The 17,186-nt window shown below is 62.5% G+C and carries 16 protein-coding genes; 8 read left to right on the top strand and 8 right to left on the bottom strand.

Annotated features, from left to right (window positions below; genetic code table 11):
- Nucleotides 1-118: 118 nt before the first annotated feature.
- Nucleotides 119-1,087: an integron integrase gene (locus GTP45_RS09545; RefSeq protein WP_161013644.1), complete on the top strand. Its 969-nt coding sequence runs from the start codon at nt 119-121 to the stop codon at nt 1,085-1,087.
- Here GTP45_RS09545 and GTP45_RS29280 read toward each other — a convergent pair.
- A complete protein-coding gene (locus GTP45_RS29280) occupies nt 1,027-1,305 on the bottom strand; it encodes a type II toxin-antitoxin system TacA family antitoxin (protein WP_161013643.1) in 279 nt (92 codons plus the stop codon). The genes GTP45_RS09545 and GTP45_RS29280 overlap by 61 nt on opposite strands.
- Before the next feature lie 145 nt (nt 1,306-1,450).
- Here GTP45_RS29280 and GTP45_RS09535 point away from each other — a divergent pair, with 145 nt between their 5' ends.
- Nucleotides 1,451-2,173, top strand: a complete 723-nt coding sequence (locus GTP45_RS09535) for a hypothetical protein (RefSeq protein ID WP_161013642.1) — start codon at nt 1,451-1,453, stop codon at nt 2,171-2,173.
- A gap of 5 nt (nt 2,174-2,178) precedes the next feature.
- Here GTP45_RS09535 and GTP45_RS09530 read toward each other — a convergent pair whose 3' ends face one another.
- The 5 genes from GTP45_RS09530 to GTP45_RS09510 all read right to left on the bottom strand — a co-directional run bounded on the left by GTP45_RS09530 (nt 2,179) and on the right by GTP45_RS09510 (nt 9,397).
- On the bottom strand, nt 2,179-2,589 hold the full coding sequence (locus tag GTP45_RS09530; RefSeq protein WP_371874442.1) for an EamA family transporter: 411 nt from the start codon (nt 2,587-2,589) through the stop codon (nt 2,179-2,181).
- A gap of 51 nt (nt 2,590-2,640) precedes the next feature.
- The gene (locus GTP45_RS09525; RefSeq protein WP_161013641.1) at nt 2,641-3,609 is read right to left on the bottom strand and encodes a glycosyltransferase; all 969 of its coding nucleotides are present in this window, start codon (nt 3,607-3,609) and stop codon (nt 2,641-2,643) included.
- A gap of 62 nt (nt 3,610-3,671) precedes the next feature.
- Nucleotides 3,672-4,559 carry a hypothetical protein gene (locus GTP45_RS09520; RefSeq protein WP_161013640.1) on the bottom strand — a complete coding sequence of 296 codons (888 nt, stop codon included), beginning with the start codon at nt 4,557-4,559 and terminating at the stop codon, nt 3,672-3,674.
- A gap of 29 nt (nt 4,560-4,588) precedes the next feature.
- Nucleotides 4,589-5,191, bottom strand: a complete 603-nt coding sequence (locus tag GTP45_RS09515) for a 2OG-Fe(II) oxygenase family protein (protein WP_161013639.1) — start codon at nt 5,189-5,191, stop codon at nt 4,589-4,591.
- A gap of 69 nt (nt 5,192-5,260) precedes the next feature.
- A complete protein-coding gene (locus GTP45_RS09510) occupies nt 5,261-9,397 on the bottom strand; it encodes a beta strand repeat-containing protein (RefSeq protein ID WP_161013638.1) in 4,137 nt (1,378 codons plus the stop codon).
- Nucleotides 9,398-9,631: 234 nt separating this feature from the next.
- On the opposite strand from GTP45_RS09510, the gene GTP45_RS09505 reads away from it, so the two are divergent.
- The 5 genes from GTP45_RS09505 (at nt 9,632) to GTP45_RS09485 (ending at nt 14,773) form a co-directional block, all read left to right on the top strand.
- On the top strand, nt 9,632-10,531 hold the full coding sequence (locus tag GTP45_RS09505) for a LysR family transcriptional regulator (protein WP_161013637.1): 900 nt from the start codon (nt 9,632-9,634) through the stop codon (nt 10,529-10,531).
- 156 nt (nt 10,532-10,687) lie between these two features.
- On the top strand, nt 10,688-11,443 hold the full coding sequence (locus tag GTP45_RS09500) for an SDR family NAD(P)-dependent oxidoreductase (protein ID WP_161013636.1): 756 nt from the start codon (nt 10,688-10,690) through the stop codon (nt 11,441-11,443).
- A 178-nt stretch (nt 11,444-11,621) separates the two neighbouring features.
- A complete protein-coding gene (locus GTP45_RS09495; RefSeq protein ID WP_229258396.1) occupies nt 11,622-12,353 on the top strand; it encodes a transporter substrate-binding domain-containing protein in 732 nt (243 codons plus the stop codon).
- 45 nt (nt 12,354-12,398) lie between these two features.
- A complete protein-coding gene (locus tag GTP45_RS09490) occupies nt 12,399-13,379 on the top strand; it encodes an efflux RND transporter periplasmic adaptor subunit (RefSeq protein WP_229258395.1) in 981 nt (326 codons plus the stop codon).
- Nucleotides 13,376-14,773: an efflux transporter outer membrane subunit gene (locus tag GTP45_RS09485; protein WP_229258394.1), complete on the top strand. Its 1,398-nt coding sequence runs from the start codon at nt 13,376-13,378 to the stop codon at nt 14,771-14,773. The genes GTP45_RS09490 and GTP45_RS09485 overlap by 4 nt, the downstream gene beginning before the upstream one ends.
- Before the next feature lie 7 nt (nt 14,774-14,780).
- On the opposite strand, the gene GTP45_RS09480 is transcribed toward GTP45_RS09485, so the two are convergent.
- Nucleotides 14,781-15,050, bottom strand: a complete 270-nt coding sequence (locus GTP45_RS09480) for a GlsB/YeaQ/YmgE family stress response membrane protein (RefSeq protein WP_161013634.1) — start codon at nt 15,048-15,050, stop codon at nt 14,781-14,783.
- 205 nt (nt 15,051-15,255) lie between these two features.
- Here GTP45_RS09480 and GTP45_RS09475 point away from each other — a divergent pair, with 205 nt between their 5' ends.
- A complete protein-coding gene (locus tag GTP45_RS09475; protein ID WP_161013633.1) occupies nt 15,256-15,909 on the top strand; it encodes a TetR family transcriptional regulator in 654 nt (217 codons plus the stop codon).
- 1 nt (nt 15,910) lies between these two features.
- On the opposite strand, the gene GTP45_RS09470 is transcribed toward GTP45_RS09475, so the two are convergent.
- Nucleotides 15,911-17,185, bottom strand: a complete 1,275-nt coding sequence (locus GTP45_RS09470; protein WP_174821648.1) for a carbohydrate porin — start codon at nt 17,183-17,185, stop codon at nt 15,911-15,913.
- Nucleotide 17,186: the final 1 nt, after the last annotated feature.

Here is a 17,186-nt window from a genome sequence, read left to right as displayed (position 1 = left end):
TTTCCGCCAAAAGTTTGCATTTTCTCAGTGCGGGCGACATCGGGATCAATATTATCAATAAGTTACATCAATTTAGCACACCCTAATGGCGCAAGGCAAATCCCCCTCTGGAGCTGACATGAACATTTCAGAACCAAAGTTGCTCGATCAAGTACGGGATCGCATTCGACTAAAACACTACAGCATCCGCACCGAGCAAGCTTATGTTGATTGGATACGCCGCTTCATCCTCTTCCACAACAAGCGCCATCCCACGATGATGGGCGCCGCTGACGTAACGAGTTTTCTGACCCACCTCGCCGTCGCCGCAGGTGTCGCCGCATCGACCCAGAATCAGGCCAAGAGCGCCCTCCTCTTCCTGTACAAGGAAGTACTGGATACCGAACTGCCTTGGCTGGACGATATCGCTAGTGCAAAGCCTTCGCAGCGTTTGCCCGTCGTGCTAACCCAAAACGAAGTCCAGCACATCCTTGCCAACACGACTGGCACCAACGGCTTAATACTGCGTCTGCTATACGGCACAGGAATGCGCATTATGGAAGGTCTGCGCTTGCGCGTAAAAGACGTCGAGTTCACACGCAAGGAAATCCTGATCCGCGAAGGGAAAGGCGCCAAGGATAGGGTCACCATGCTTCCGGAATCCTTGATAGCGCCTCTACAAGAGCATTTAGAAAGAGTTAAGCGGCTGCATGAGCAAGACCTCGCAGAGGGATTCGGCGCGACCTACATGCCCTTCGCATTAGCACGAAAATATCCAACTGCGGACAAGGAGTGGGGCTGGCAATATGTTTTCCCTTCAAAGCACCGCTCGACTGATCCACGTTCCCACATTATCCGGCGGCATCACGCCGATGAGAAGGCCGTGCAGCGCGCGATGAGACAGGCGACGCGTGACACTGGCATCACCAAGCCCGCCACGCCGCACACGTTGCGGCATTCGTTCGCCACACATCTGCTGCAAGCGGGGTACGATATCCGCACGGTGCAAGAACTGCTAGGACATAAGGACGTCAGCACCACAATGATTTACACGCACGTGCTAAACCGAGGAGGCAAATGCGTCATTAGCCCACTCGACCAACAGTAATCGTCCATGTATTCAACGCCCCCTTTGACCTCTCGTGCGACGGAATCCAAATCCTTCGTAGAACCCCGCCACTCGCCGATGGTGACATCGGCTTCACGCAGCATAGCATCACGCACAAACGCCGACACTGCCATACCTCGCAGCGCAGCAGCTTTAGCGATACGATCTTTCTCACGAGACTCAAGGCGAAGATCGAGGCGGGCAGTAGCAGTGGTCATGTGAATTCCCCTTTTGTACGGAATCTTATCGTACGCCCAACACGCCCTCAAGCATCACTGGCCTCGCTGCTAACACCGGACTTGACAAGTCCAGCGCCGACGGACATCTTGGCAGCATCTCTCATCTAACGCTACAGAAATCAATATGAGCAATATCGACTTACCTTTCCGCGCCACCGTCGCCGAGGCCTGTGCATGGCTGGAACAGCAAACCGGCACACCTTGGAGTTTGGCTCGCTTGCTGGAGAACGAGCTGACGCCGGTGGTGTGGCTGGACTACGATGCCGCCTATCCCGATTTATTCGGCGATGCCAACGGCGGCTACGCGGCCCCGATCTTTTTCAAGGACGATATCGCCCGCCTCGCGGCCGGCAGCGAAGACATCTTGATCACCTTTACCAAGGACGCCTACGGCCTCCCTGCCCGTCTGCCGGAGCCGGGCTTCCGCCGGCCACTCGAACAGCTGCGTTTTCAGAAAAGCGATTTAGATCGCCTGGCGGCCAAGCTGAAACAAGATGCACAAGCACCGCAGCCAAAGCCACAGGCCGCCAGCACGGCAGCCAAGGAATCGCAATCGGGTATCAGCAAGGATGAGGTAATGCTGGCCTTTGCCGCCATCGTGCGCATGGATCTGGCGCGGGCATTGGATGAAGCCACGGGCATCTTTGGCGACGACGGCGCCCGCGTCAAAGCCAGCGTTCGCAAATCCAAACGCAACGCTGTCTGGAATCCGGTCACGCTGGCGCTCGGGCTGCACGATGTCTACCGCGCACCGCTTGGCGCGCTGAAGCGCGCATTCAAGTCGCACGACTTTCTACACGCGTGGCAAGGCAACTGGGACGAGTCGCTGCGCTTGCTGGGGAAGTAAGCAGCCTAGAATGCGATGATGACTACGCTGCCTGCGGCGATCAGCAATCCGCCGATGGCCACCGGCCAGGTCAGCGTTTCGCCCAAGAACAGCACGCCAAACATGATCGCCAGCACGACGCTCAGTTTGTCGACCGGCGCGACTTTGGACACCGGCCCCAGTTGCAGCGCACGGTAGTAGCACAGCCAGGAAAGCCCGGTAGCGACGCCCGACAGCACCAGGTAGATCCAGCTGGAGAAGCCGATCGCGCCGGGCCGCTGCCACTCGCCGCGCCAACTGATGAGGGCCGCAGTCACGGCCAAAATCACCACCGTTCGGATCAACGTGGCAAGGTTGGAGTTCAAGCCGGCCACGCCAAGCTTACCCAGCAGCGCCGTCAGCGCGGCAAAGAATGCCGAGCCCAGCGCAAAGACTATCCAGTTTGACGACCAGTTAATGGCACTCTCCTCAATCGGAATCGCGGTGGACTAGCCCACCTCCTCCTCACCAGGCAGGCGCTGCAAGATGCTCTGCACCACGTAGCGCGGGCGCGCCCGCACTTGCTGGTAGATGCGGCCGATGTACTCGCCCAGCAGGCCGATGCCGAACAAGATCATTCCCATGAAGAAGAAGGAAATCGCAAACAGGGTGAACACCCCTTCCACCTCGGCGCCGAGGAACACGCGGCGTGCCAGCAGTACCGCCACCAGCATGGCGGAGACTAGCGACATCACCATGCCCAGCATGGAGAAAAATTGCAGCGGCACCAGCGAGAAGCCGGTGACGAGGTCAAAGTTCAGGCGGATCAGGCTGTAGATCGAGTACTTGGAGTCGCCAGCCGAGCGCTCTTCGTGCTCGACCACGATCTCGGTCGGGTTGCGGGCAAAACGGTAGGCCAGCGCCGGCACGAAGGTGTTGACCTCGCCGCACTGGTTGATCAAATCGACCACGTTGCGGCTGTAGGCGCGCAGCATATTGCCCTGATCGGTGATCTTGATGTTGGTGATGCGCTCGCGCAGCTGGTTCATGGCCTTGGAGGCGTAAGTGCGCCAGGCCGCGTCCTGCCGCTTGCGGCGAATCGAGCCGACATAATCATAGCCTTCGCGCATCTTGGCGACCAGGTTGCCGATTTCTTCCGGCGGATTTTGCAAGTCGGCGTCCAGCGTGATCATGATTTGACCGCGCGCGGCTTCAAAGCCGGCCAGAATGGCCATGTGCTGGCCGTAATTGCCGTTGAATAGCACCACCCGCGTGACGTCCGAGCGGCGACGGAACTGCGCCGCGAGGATGGCCACCGATTGATCGCGGCTGCCATCGTTGACGAACACGATCTCGTAGCTCATGCCCAGCTGATCCAGCGCCCGGTACAGGCGCGCAAACAGCCGGGCAAGCCCAGCCTGTTCGTTATACACGGGGATGACGACGGACAGCTCCGGCCCGGTTGATGCACGCTTCATGCTCTGCGCTACCCACTTAAGATGAAAGCGCAGATTTTGCATCAGCAATTATGAAAGCTTTATTAAAACAGCGGTGCAATCAACGCGGCAAATTTCACCGGGCGCTGGTCGGTTGCCATTGCGGGCGCCAGCTGCGCGCGCCGCTGCGTTGCCGCGCCATCGGGCTGCGCACTGCGCTGGGCATACTCTGCCGCCAGCTCATCACGATAGCACTGCATGAAGGTATGCAGTGACGGGTTGCGGCCATCCGCTGCCACCCAGTCGTAAAACACCGTTCTGTCGGCATCCGGCAGTACCGAGCCCAGACGCAAGGCCTTGCATATCGCCTTCCAGGCGTCGGGCGGGAAACCGGCCGGAAAGCGCGCGCGCTGATGCGGCAGCTGTCCGGCGTTTTTAAGCATGTAGCTGACGATCATGGCCTTGATCGCCGCCACCGAGCGTTGCTGTCGGCGCACCGGGAAATAAGCCGGATTGAGCGACGCCAGCGACGGCCTCACTCCAAGCTGCGCCATCTTGTCGCGATGCTGGCGCCACAGGACGCAGTCGGCAATGGCGCCCTCGCTCAGCGCGCAGTCAATCGCAATCCAGGTATCGACATAGCCGGGCACCTCAAAGCGCGAGCGGCGCAACGGGAAGCGGTGGTGGATTTTCACCGAGCGGTTGACCATCGCCAGAATATCGGCAAACCGCCGCTTGAACTGGCGGCGCGGCGAATAAGCCTTGTTCAGCCGCGCCAGGCTCGGCGACCAGCCGCGCTCGGCCAGTTGCGCCTTGAGCGCGGCAAAGCGCTGGCACTCCACTATCGCCCCGCGCCGCAGCGCGCTGTCGATGGCGTTCCAGCTGTCGCCGGCTCGGGGAAACGGCGAGCGCACATTCGGAAAGCGCTGCTGATGTTGCGCGCGGAACTCGGCGATCACCTCCTCGATGTAGGTGATGGTGCGCTTTCTCATGATCCGCACTGCGTATTCTGGTGGAACCATCAGGCCGGCAAGGGAAACGCGGGACGTTTGAACAGGTTCATCGAGATCACCACGCGGCGCCCCGTATTGGCCGGCACTTCATGCGTCAAAATGCCGGGGAACAGCACCATGCTGTCCGCCTTGGGATGGATCGCGAGGCTGCGCGAAAACACGATGGGGGCACAGCCCTCGTCCGCCTCCAGATAGATGGCGCAGGCAAATTCGGCAGGAAAGTGGCTATGCGGCAGCGTATGGTCGCTGTCTTCGTAGAAAATGCCCCAGCACTGGGCGACGTACAGCTCCATGTGCAAGGCCGAGAACCACACGCCCATCGCCGACTGCGCCATTGATTGGGCAATGGCGACCACGGCGTCGCACAAGGGCTGTAGCTTGGGGTTGATCTCATGGCTGTTCCACGGGCTCATGTACACCGCCTGCACATTCGACGGCGTCGATTCAGGATGGCTGGCGCGCAATTCGTCCAGCGCCTGCCGGGCCAGTTGCAATTGCGGCGCAATGCGATCCAGCTTGCACACGAAAATCGGCAGTTCGCACGATACAAGGCCGGTCTCCACTTGGATTTTTTCGGCCGGAGTCGCCGCGCTATCGAGTGTTGTATTCATCAAATCAGTTACGTATTTCAGGAGAGACCAGGTGCAGGAAGACGGGCGAACCCGCCTTCCTGTGCGGATTTACCGCTTCGCCACTAACAGGGCGTCACCATGCTGGGCGCGCAGCGCGCCGAACTTGTGCGCGTCCGAATTATCGGCCGCTGCGGCCAGTGCCGGCGCCGGCTGCTTGCCATCCTGCTGCTCGGCGCCGATCGCTGGATGCGACAGCGGTGCTGCAGCGTAGTACGACGACATGGCCTGCGCCATGGCGCTGACGCTGGCTGCCGCCGGCGGCTGGCCCGCAGGCGCCCCGCTGCCGCCGGCGAACCAGACATCGGCCGCCTGGTGCGTGGCGCCGTCGGTGGTGGTGTAGCTAGAGGTCAGTCCGACGATATTGCCGTCCTTGTTCTGCCCGCCGGCGGCCACTTTCAGCTGCAATTGCTGGATGTGCAGTTGCGCCAGGGTTTTCAGCTCGTCAGCCTGGCTGACGCCATCGGCGTTCCCATCAATCCACACCTTGAGCTTGTCGAAGCTGGCGTCGCGGCTGTCGATCACGCCATCATGGTTGCTGTCGATGTCCTGCAAGGCCTGGTAGCCGTTGCCTGCCTTGTGGCCGTTGGCCAGCACGGTCGACGAGCCAAACAATTCGCTGCCGTCATCGATCACGCCGTTGCCGTTGCGATCCATCGCCAGCAGGCCATCGCCGCCGCCGACCCAGCCGGTGTTGACCGGTTTGCCGTCGGCACGCAGGTCAAACTGCACGCCGGCCGATGCGGCCAAGGTGTCGATGCCGTTGTCGTTCAAGTCCAGCACGATCGGCGTCAGGGCCGGCAAGGCGCCCAACTGCTGCGAGCTCATGGCCTGGATCTGCGGCGTGGTCAGTGCATGGATTTCCGCCGTGGTAAAGGCGTGAATCTGGGCCGTCGTCAGCGCTGCAATCTGCGCCGTGCCCATGCCTGCCAGCGTTGCGGCCTTGAGCGCCGCGATTTCCTGCGGGGTCAGCGCCGCGATGTCGTTGGTGCTCATGGCTCCTACCTGGGCGGCCGACAGTGCTGCCACCTGCGCGGTGGTCAGGGCCGCGACCTGATTGGTCGTCAGCGCTGCAATCTCGTTGGTGCTGAGCGCGCTGATATTGGCGCTGGTCAGCGCACGGATCTGGTTGGTCGACAAGGCGACGATCTGGTCGGTCGTCAACGCCGCCACCACCGCCGCTTTCAGCGCCGCGATATCGGCGTTCGACAGCGCGGCGATATCGTCCGTGCTCAGTGCGCGGAACTGGCTGCTGCTCAGCGAAACCACCTGCTGCGTCGACAGCGCGGCAATTTGCAGCGTGGTCAGGGCCGCCACCTGGCTGGTCGACAGCGAGGCCATCACACTGGTCTTCAAGGCCACCAGGTCGCGCGTTTCGATGGCGGCAACATTGGCGGTCGACAGCGCGGCAAACTGGGCGGTGCTGAGCGCGGCCAACTGCTGGCTGGTCATGGCCTGCACATCGCTGCTTGACAGCACGCCGAGCTCCACCGTAGTCAGCGCCGCGACCTGGCTGGTCGAGAATGCCGCCACCTGGGTGGTGCTCAGCGCTTGCAACTGGGCGGTCGTCATGGCGGCAATCACGGCGGTCTTCAGCGCGCTCACGGTACTGGTAGACAGGGCGCCGATATCGTCGGTGCTCAGCGCGGCAAACTGCATCGACGAGAGTGCGGCAAATTGCCTGGTCGTCATGGCCGCCACCTGATTGGTGTGCAGGGCGCTGATTTCGCTGGTGGTCAGCGCCGCCACCTGGCTGGTGTTGAGCGCCGCGACCGCGCTGCCCGACAGTGCGCCCAGCTGGCTGCTGCTCAGGGCGGCGATGGCCGAGCTCTTGAGCGCAGCGACATCATTGCTCGACAAGGCGGCAATATCGTCGCTCGACAGCGCGCTCACCTGCGCGCTGGACAGCGCCTGCGCCTGCTGCGTCGACAGTGCGGCAACTTGCGCGGTGGTCAGCGCGTTGAGCTGGTTGGTGCTGAGCGCCGCGACAATGCTGGTCTTCAATGCGGTGATGGCCGTGTTGCGGATCGCCGCGATGTCGTCGGTGGACAGGGCCTGGAACTGGGCCGTGCTCAGCGCCCCCATTTGCTGCGAGGTCAGCGCCAGGATCTGGTTGGTCGACAAGGCGCCCACCTCGGCATTCGTCAGCGCGGCGATCTGCAGCGTGCTGAGCGAGGCCACCTGGCTGGTACTCAAGGCGGCCAGCTGGCTGGTCTGCAAGCCGGCGATAATGCTGGTCTTCAAGCCGGCAATATGGCTTGCCGAGATGGCGCCCAGGTCGTCGGTCGAGAGCGCGCCGAACTGGTTGGTCGACAACGCGCTCAGCTGCTTGGTGGTCAGCGCCGCCAGCTGGTTGCTATTCAAGGCCACCATATCGTCGGTGCTCAAGGCGGCCACCTGCGCCGTATTCAGGGCGGCGACCGCGCTGTTGGACAGGGCGCCGATCTGGCTGGTGGTCAGCGCGGCGATAATCGACGACTTCAGCGCGGCAATGTCATTGGTCGACAAGGCGGCAATGTCGTTGGTGGACAGGCTGGCCACCTGGCCGCTGGTCAAGGACATGACCTGCGCGGTCGACAGCGCAGCGATCTGGCTGGTGGTCAGCGCCGCCAACTGGCTGGTGCTCATGGCGGCGATGATGGCGGTTTTGAGGGCGCCGACGGTGGGGTTGGCAATGGCGCCGATGTCGTCGCTGCTCAGGGCCATGAACTGCAGCGTGCTCAGTGCGCCGATCTGGGCCGTGGCCAGGCCGGCAACCTGGCTGGTCGACAGGGCCGCGATGTCGTTGGTCGACAAGGCGCCGATTTGCGCCGTGGTCAGCGCAGCCATGGTCTTGGTCGACAGCGCCGCGATCTGGGTGGTGCTCAGCGCCGCGATCGCGGCGGTCTTGAGGGCGGCAACGGCGCTGGCTTTCAACGCGGCGATATCGTCGGCGGTCAAACCCGCTACCTGGCTGCTGGTGAGCGCGTAGACCTGGGCCGTCGACAGCGCCGCGATCTGGCTGGTCGACAAGGCGCTCAACTGGTAGCTGCCAAGGGCGGCAATAATGCTGGTCTTGAGGGTCGCAAAATTGGCCGTGGAGATCGCCGTGATGTCATCGGTGGTCAGGGCGGCAAACTGGGCGCTCGACAGCGCCGCCAGCTGCTTCGAACTCAGCGCGGCCACCTGGCTGGTACTGAGCGCCGCCAGATCGCTGGTGGATAGCACGCTGACCTGGCTGGAACTAAGCGCGGCCATGTCGTTGCTCGACAGCGCCGCGACCTGGCTGGTGCTGAGCGCGGCAATGGCGGCGTTTTTCAAGGCGGCGATGGCTTGCGTGCTGAGCGCGGCGATGTCATCGGTAGACCAGGCGGCCACCTGGCTGCTCGACAGCGCGGCCACCTGTGCGCTCGACAAGCGCGCCACCTGGCTCGAGGTCAGCGCGTTCAGCTGATTCGAACTCAGCGCCGCGATGATGTTGGTCTTCAGCGCGCCGATCTCGCTGCTGCGGATGGCGGCAATATCATCGGTCGACAGGGCGCCAATCTGCGCGCTGCCTATCGCCGCCAACTGGCTGGACGACAAGCCGACGAACTGGCTGGTGGACAGCGCGGCGATATCGTTGCTGGACAGCGCGGCGATCTGGGCCGAACTCAGCGCGGCGATTTCATCGGTGGTCAGCGCGCCGACCTGCGCGGTGGACAAGGCCGCGATCTGGCTCGGCTTGAGCGCCTTGATCGCGTTGCTGGACAACGCCGCGATATCGTCGGTCGACAGCGAGGACAACTGCACGCTGCTCAGCGCGGCGACCTGGCCGCTGCCCATGGCGGCCACTTGCTGGGTGGTCAGGGCGGCCACCTGACTGCTGCTCAAGCCGGCAATGGCGGCCGTCTTCAGCGCCTGCAGATCAAGCGCGCTCAGGGCCGCGATGTCATTCGTGGTGAAGGCGCCAATCTGCGCCGAACCGAATGCCGCCGCCTGCTGGGTGGTCAGCGCCGCCACCTGCCTGGTGCTCAGGCCCTTGGACAGCTGGGTGGTGGTCAGGGCGCCGATTTGCTGGGTGGTCATGCTGGCGACCTGGCCTGTGGTGAGCGCCGCAAACTGGTCGGAATTCAGGGCGGAGATCCCCTCGGTGCCCAGCATGACGATTTGCTGGGTTGTCAGGGAGGCGATCTGGTCTGTGCTAAAGCTCGTTACAATAGTAGTCACGTATTACTCCTGCGGAGGCTGTTGCTGTTAAGAGATGCCAAGGACGCGGAGATCAACCATCCGCCCGGCGAATTGATGCTTTTTGGAAACATGCGGAGTGTGACCAGGAATTACGCCAGTGATAAGGCAGGCTGAACGCATAACACTTATGTCAATATTGCAGAGGGCAAAGAGTGTTGATCCAAAGGAAAATAGACGTCTTTTTTAAACAGCCCAGCGAAAGACGCGGTCGAGATGAATAAATTATTGTGGATGCACTGCTTCGTGCGCACGGTCGAAACGGGCAGTTTTTCCGCCGTCGCCCGCGAACTCGGCATGGGACAGCCGAACGTCAGCCGCCACATCGCCGCGCTGGAAAAAGACCTGGGCACGCGCCTGCTGCACCGCTCCACGCGGCAACTGGTGGCGACGCCGGAAGGACAGCGCTATTACCTGCAAGCGCGCCAGGCGCTGGACGTGATTTCCCAAGCCGAGTCCGACGTGCGGGGGCAGCAGAACCCGCGCGGGCTGCTGCGCGTCGCGACCTCGAGCATCCTGGGTAACGAAGTCATCATGGACGCTGTCCCGGCGTTTCTGGCGCGCTATCCCGACATCGAACTAGAGTTCCGTCTCAGCGACAGCTTTGTTGATCTGGTGGCCGAAGGGGTCGATATTGCGATCCGCGGCGGGGTGCTCAAAGATAGCGCGCTGCGGGCCAAACGCGTGGGTACCTCGGAACGGGTCTACGTCGCCAGTGCCGCTTACCTGGAGCAACACGGCACCCCGCAGCAACCGTCCGACCTGGCGCAGCACGAATGCATCGTCTACACCTTGCTCACCGGCGGCGGCAGCTGGCCGTTCAAGCATGGTGAGGTCGCAGTCAGCGGACGCTTGCGCACCGACAGTATCGAGGGAGTGCGGCGAGCGATGCTGGCCAACATCGGCATCACCTACTTGCCAACCTGGATGGTCGCCGCGCAGCTGCGCAGCGGCACGGTGAAGGCGGTGCTCACCGATCACACCTGCGCGCCGGCACCGATCAACGCGGTCTATTCGGCCTCGCGTCTACTGCCCCAGCGCGCAACGGTATTCCTCGAATTCATCTCGGCGACCTTCTTGACGACCCCAGGCCTGAACGGCGAATCCCTGCTTTAACGCTGTCAATTTATTCATTTTTTGCAGAGCACCTTGATGATTCATGCAAGCACCGCATAAATCATATGCGTTCAACCTGCCTTGCGGCCACCTGTCCTGCGCCTCACACTTCCATTGCAGTCACACGACACGCAACAACTTTATGGAAGAAATACGATGCAACAGAAACTCGCAGGAAAAGTAGCCGTCATCACTGGCGGCAGTACCGGGATTGGCCTGGCGATGGCCCGTCGCTTTGTCAGCGAAGGCGCGCAGGTCTACATTACCGGCCGCCGTCAGGCCCAACTCGACGAAGCGGTAAGCGCGATTGGCGGCGCGATTGAAGGTGTTGCGGTCGACTCCGCAGACCGCGCGCATTTACAGGCCTTGTTTGACCAGATCAAAGCGCACCACGGCAAGCTCGACATTCTGGTGGCAAACGCCGGCGGCGGTTCCCTGCTGCCGCTGGGCCAAATCACGGAAGAACAATTCGACGACACCTTCTCCCGCAACGTCAAAGGCACGCTGTTCACGGTGCAAACCGCGCTGCCGCTGCTGGGCGCCGGCGCCTCGGTTATCCTGACCGGGTCAACGGCGGGCAGCGGCGGCACCGAGGCCTTCAGCGTCTATGCCGCATCGAAAGCGGCGGTGCGCTCGTTCGCGCGTAACTGGATCCTCGACCTGAAAGGCCGCGGCATCCGGGTCAATACGCTCAGCCCTGGGCCGATCAAAACCCCGGGGCTGGTGGAGCTGGTCGGCACCGACAGCGATGCGCAGCAAGGTTTTCTCGACCACCTGGCGACCCTGATTCCGATGGGACGCGTGGGCGACCCAGACGAAATCGCCAAAGCAGCCGTGTTTTTGGCCAGCGACGACGCCAGCTTCGTCAACGGCATCGAACTCTTCGTCGACGGCGGCATGCGCCAAATTTAAGCAGCGCCGCACTCTGGTCAAGTGCGGCTTTCTTCTCGGCACCTGTGGTAGGCTACAATCCCGACTTTTCGCAGGAACCGCCAGCATGATTTTCAAACTGCGAATGATGTGTTTATTCGCTTGCACGCTATGTATATCGGTCTCATCAACATCGGCGCCCGCCGTTGCGCCGCTTGAATTGCGTGTCGCGGTGGTATCGGATGGGCGTGCCGACTACTTCATTCGCCTGCTGGAAGAGTCACTGAAGCTGATTCATCAGCCCTACCATATCGAGTACGTGAAGGACATTCCCGCGCGCCGCATGTGGTGGATGCTGGGCCAGGGCGACATCAATCTGTTCTACGGCATGCAATCGAAGGAAAAGGATAACGACAAGCAGCTGGTCCCGGTGCGCAACGCCCTGACCAATGGCTTGATCGGCCAGCGCGTGCTGTTGATTCGCCGCGCCGATGCGCCGGCCTTTGCGCAAGTCAAATCCGTGGACGATTTGAAACGTACTAGATTGATCGCCGGATTCGGCGCCGGCTGGGGCGATACCAAGCTGTGGAAGGCGTCCGGCTTACCGCTGTACGAGCACGCCGCACCATGGAGTACGATTTACGCGATGGTGGCGGCGGGCAACCGCCACGTGGACTACCTGCCGCGCGGCGTGATCGAGGTGCTGGACGAGGCGCGCGTGCATCCCGAACTAACGGTAGAGCCGCACCTGCTGTTGGAGTATCGTGCCGACTTCGCATTCTACCTGAGCCCATCGGTTGCCCACTACCGCCCTATCATCGAGCGCGCCCTGAAAGAAGCCGAAGCCACCGGCCTCAAGGCCCGCCTGATCGACGAAGCATTCGGCACCGACATCAAGGCCTTAACCCTGGACCGCCGTTTGCGCCTGCGCCTGCCGACTCCAGCGGACTAGCATGAATGCGCTAAAATGGCCGCTGCTTTTAATGATGTAAATCTGATGAACAATCAACAAGACGGCGCTTGCCGCCCTACCCGCCTGATGGCAGCAGCGCTTGTACTGGCGCTGCATGCCAATATCTCTTTAGCGCAAGAAGCGGACTCGGCGGAGACGCCGCCTGCGCCCGCCGAGGCCAAGCGCGACACGGTCACCGTCAACGCGGTCGGCAAATTGCAGTTCTACCGGTATGCGGATGTGAATGCCCAAGTCGTCGGCCAGATCAAGGAGGTGCTGTTTGCCGTCGGCGATGCCGTGCAGGAAGGCAAGCTGGTGATGGAGATTTCGCCTGCAATCCGCGCCACCCAGGTGGAAAACAACCGTGCCCAAATGGCGCGGCTGCGGGCCGAACTGGCGGATCAGCAAGCCCAGACCGACTTCGCCGAATTGCAGTTCAAACGCCAGACCCAGCTCAAGGCGCAAAACGCCACCCGCGAAGAAAGCGTCGAGTCGAGCCGCATGAATTTGTCCTCGGCCCGCGCCCGCGTGGACTCCATCAACGCCCAGATCCAACAGCTGGAAGCGACGCTGAAATTCGATGAGGAAAGCAGCCGTCACAAGCAGCTGCTGGCGCCGCTGTCGGGCACCGTGGTGGCGTTGAATGCACGGCCCGGACAAACGGTGAGCATCGGCCAGCCGGGCTTGTCCTTGATGCGCATTGCGGATCTGTCGAAAATGACGGTGCAAGCGCGCGTGGCGGAAGCCGATGTGACGCGCCTGAAGCGCGGCATGACGGCCAACTTCCAGACGCCCGGTTATCCAGGCCGCACCTGGTCGGGCAAACTGCGCCAGGTACTCCCCGTCCCTGCCGACGGCACGGGCGAGCAAGGCAAGCAGACTTTTTACAATGTGCTGTTCGAGGTCGACAATCCAGAGCAGGAGCTCATGAGCGGCATGACCGCCCATGTGCAATTCATCGTCGCGCCGGCCAAGGATGGGCTGCAGCCATCGTCCAATCAGCTGGCGCCGGCGGGCACGCCATGAAGGCTGGGCCGCTGCGAACCCCGATGCTGGCGGCGTGCCTCGCCAGTGTTTTGCTGGCTGGATGCAGCCACACCAAGCCTATGGCGGAACCGCTTCCGGCCATCGAATTGCCGGCTGGCTGGTCGCAGGCGGGGACAGCGGGCAGCCAGGAATGGCCGGACAACGACTGGTGGCAACGCTTCGGCAGCGAGGAACTGAGCCAACTGGTACGCGACGGGCAGGACTCCAATCTGGAATTGGCCGCCGCCCTGTCGCGCATGCGCCAGGCGGCGGCGCAAGCGCGCATCGCCGGGGTCGTGCTGCTGCCCTCCGTCAACGCCTACGCGGGAGCCAGCCGCGACCTGCCGGTCGGCGGCAATCACAACGCCAATGTCTCCACGAGCGGGCAGTTGCAGGTGTCTTACGAGCTTGATTTTTGGGGCAAGAACGCCGCCAGTGCCGCCGCAGCCGAGGCCTCGCTGAAAGCCAATTTCTACGATCGTCAAACCGTCGCCCTCAGCGTGACCAGCGGCATCGTGTCGACTTATCTGCAACTGCTGTCCCTGCACGACCGACTTATCGTCGCGCGCGAGAATGCCAGCACCGCAGAGCGTGTCCTGTCGCTGGTCGAGGCGCAGAGCAGCGTCGGCGCCGCCACGTCGGTCGACCTGGCGCGCCAGCGTTCAGCGGTCGCCAGCCAGCGTGCCGCCATCCCCGCTTTGCTTCAGCAGCAGCGCGAGGCGCAGTCCGCACTGGCCATCCTGCTCGGCCGGTCGCCGCAAACCTTCAGCATCAGCGATAGCGGACTCGGCACCATCCGCCTGCCCGAGGTGACGGCGGGTCTGCCATCCGAACTGCTGTCGCGGCGTCCCGATATACAGCGTTCGGAAGCGATGCTGGCGGCCGCCAGCGCCAACGTCGAGGCGGCGCGCGCGGCATTATTCCCCAGCATCCGCCTGACCGGATCGACCGGCACCCAAAGCAGCGCCCTGCTGTCGCTGCTCAACGCCCACAACTTGTTCGCGAATGTCGGCGCTTCGCTGGTAGCGCCGATTTTCGACGGCGGACGCCTGCGTTCCGAGCGCGATCTCGCCCTCGAACAAAAGCAGGAGCTGGTGCAGACCTATCGCTCAACCGTCCTGGCGGCCCTGGCGGAAGTGGACACCGTGCTCGGCCAAATCAACAGCCTTGACGAACAGCGCCGCTTGAAAGAGGTGGAACTGGAACAGTCGCGCCTGGCGTTCAATTTATCGGAGATACGCTACAAGGCCGGCGCGGAAGACTTGATGACCGTGCTCGACACCCAGCGCAGCCTGTCGGACGTGCAAAATGAACTGGGGATGCTGAAACTCAAACGCCTGCAAGCCACGGTATCGCTGTACAAAGCGCTCGGTGGTGGCTGGCAGGCAGGCTAAGCTCCGTTTAGCGGACGCGGCCGCGGCGCAGCAGATTGACGATAGCGAGCAACACCACCGCCCCGACCAATGAAACGCCAAGCGAAGCAAGGCTGTAGTCACCATCGTTGATGGTGCCGGTGCCGATCATGGGCGCAAGAATAAATCCGCCCAACACCGCACCGATGATGCCGACCACGACGTTCAGGAACAGCCCTTGTTGTTCATTGGTACGCATCACGATGCTGGCAAGCCAGCCCAAGATGCCGCCGATCACTATCCAGGCAATAAAATGCATATGACCCCCTTTGATTGAATTCACCGGGGATTCCGGTGGTGTTCAATAGTAGTCATGCGGCGCTTGCCGGTGTGTGAGGTCTCTCACACACCGCGCGTGAGCGCGCACAGTAGCGCAATGCGTTTGATGACGGCCGATGGTCAGGCGTCGCGACAATTTTGTTCTTTGATGGCACTTGACTCGCAAATTTCGATAGAATCACTTGATGACTAAAGCAAGCAGATCGAAGACCGCTCCCGCCAAGGGCGATGAAGAAGGCACGCGCGCCCGCATCCTGAACGTCGCGTTGCAGGAGTTTTCCCGGCTCGGGCTGAGCGGCGCCCGCATCGACGCGATCGCGGCCGAAAGCGGACTCAATAAAGCCATGATTTACTACCACTTCGGCAGCAAGGAACAGTTGTACGTTGCCGCGCTCAAGGAGAGTTATCAGCGCTTCCGCGAGATCGAGGGCGCGCTGGAGGTCGATGGCGCGCTGGAACCTGAGCAGGCGTTGCGCAAGCTGGTCGGTGCAAGCTTCGACTTTCACGCCGCCCATCCTGAATTCGTCCGCATGGTGATGGGCGAGAACATCAATCAGGGCGAGTACATCAGCAAGATTCCCGAACTACGGGCCATCAACCATAGCGCGATTGCGTTGCTGGAGCATGTCTGCCAGCGCGGCGTTGCCGAAGGCGTGTTTCGCGCCGATGTCGATCCGGTCGACCTGCACATGTCGATCAGCGCGCTGTCGTTTTATAACGTGTCGAACCGCCACACCTTCAGCTTCATCTTCGGCCGCGACCTCGGGGCGGCCGACGTTCACGCGGCACGGCGCGCATCGGTGGTGGACACTATCCTGCGTGCTGTGCGCGCGCCCTGAATCAGAAGGTGATTTTCAGCTGGGTGCCCACCGCCAGTGCGTTCTGCGTCGAGCGGTAGCTGAAGGCGCCAGGGTCGACAATATATTGCACATCGGCCCGCACGCCCAGCCAGCGCAGCGGCTGCCAGCCATAGCTCAGTTCAACCACGGTCTCGCCGGCCGGCAGCGCCGCATAGCCGCCGACGTCCGGGTTGGCTGCAGCGGCGCTTGCGCGCAAGCGTGGATTGAGCTGCGCATGCACCACGCCCAGCGCCAGCGTATCGGCGTCGCGGCCGGCGAACGTGCCGGTCTTGACCAGGCCGGCCGCATACCAGCGCGTGATCTGCGCCGACGCCTTCGGATTGGCGGTGAACTGACCGAACAGCGCCAGGCCGCGGCCGCTGGCCTTGTCGCGCATGATCGCCTGATCCGCCAGTAGATACACGCCGTAGCGTTGATCGACGGTGCCGGGTTCGCCCTGGCGCTTGGCGCTCGCCGTGTCGTAGATCAGGCCCAGCTTGTAATGGCCGGGGAGCGCCTTGCTGCGCGGTGAACTGCCGGGAGCGTACTCCAGTTCCAGCGGCAATATCACACCGGCCGTGCCGGCCGCGAACGGGCGGAACGCGTTGTCCTTGTCGCCGAGGTGCGGATTATCCTGGAAGGCACCGGTGCGGAAAAACAACTCAGGCTGCAACTGGTAGCGCAGCGCCGCGCCCCAGCGCGCGTTCGGATAGTTGTACCAGCCGGTGTTGCCCGACATCGACAGCGGATGGGCGCAGAAGGCCGCATTCACCAGCTGGCAGCCAATCGCCATGCCGCCCAGGTCATTGCCCATGGCGAAAAAGCCGACGCGCAGATTGAGGCGGCTGTCGAGCAGGTTCTGTTCGATGCTGGCCTCGCTCAGGCGCGTGTACGGGCCGCCGTAGACTTCCTGCACCGGCAGCCGGTTGCCGATGTAGTCGGCCGACACGCCGCCGCCGCGCCGGTCGTTGATGGTGAAGTGCAGCGTGGCGCCAGACCAGCCGGCCAGGCGCGCCATGTCGAAGTCGGCGCCCAGGCGCAATTGCTGGGCATAGGTGCTGCCGCGATCGCGGCCGCCGCTGACGTTGGCAAAGGTCTCGGAGACGTAATCGCCGCGGAAGCTGACGCCGGCCTGGGCGTACTGGCTGCGCGCGCCGCCCCAGTCGCCGGTCAGGGTGGCGTCGTCCGCCCATGCGCCTGCCGAGGCCAGGGCGGCCGCGGCGATCAGTGCGGCGCTGCCGGTGCGGCGCGTCAGGAAGCTATGTTCGTGTTGCATT

Origin of the sequence: Duganella rivi (assembly GCF_009857435.1) — a bacterium.
Classification (GTDB): Bacteria; Pseudomonadota; Gammaproteobacteria; order Burkholderiales; family Burkholderiaceae_D; genus Rugamonas; species Rugamonas rivi.
The sequence above is the reverse complement of the archived record's forward strand: the minus strand, read 5'-3'. Positions and strand labels throughout refer to the sequence as shown.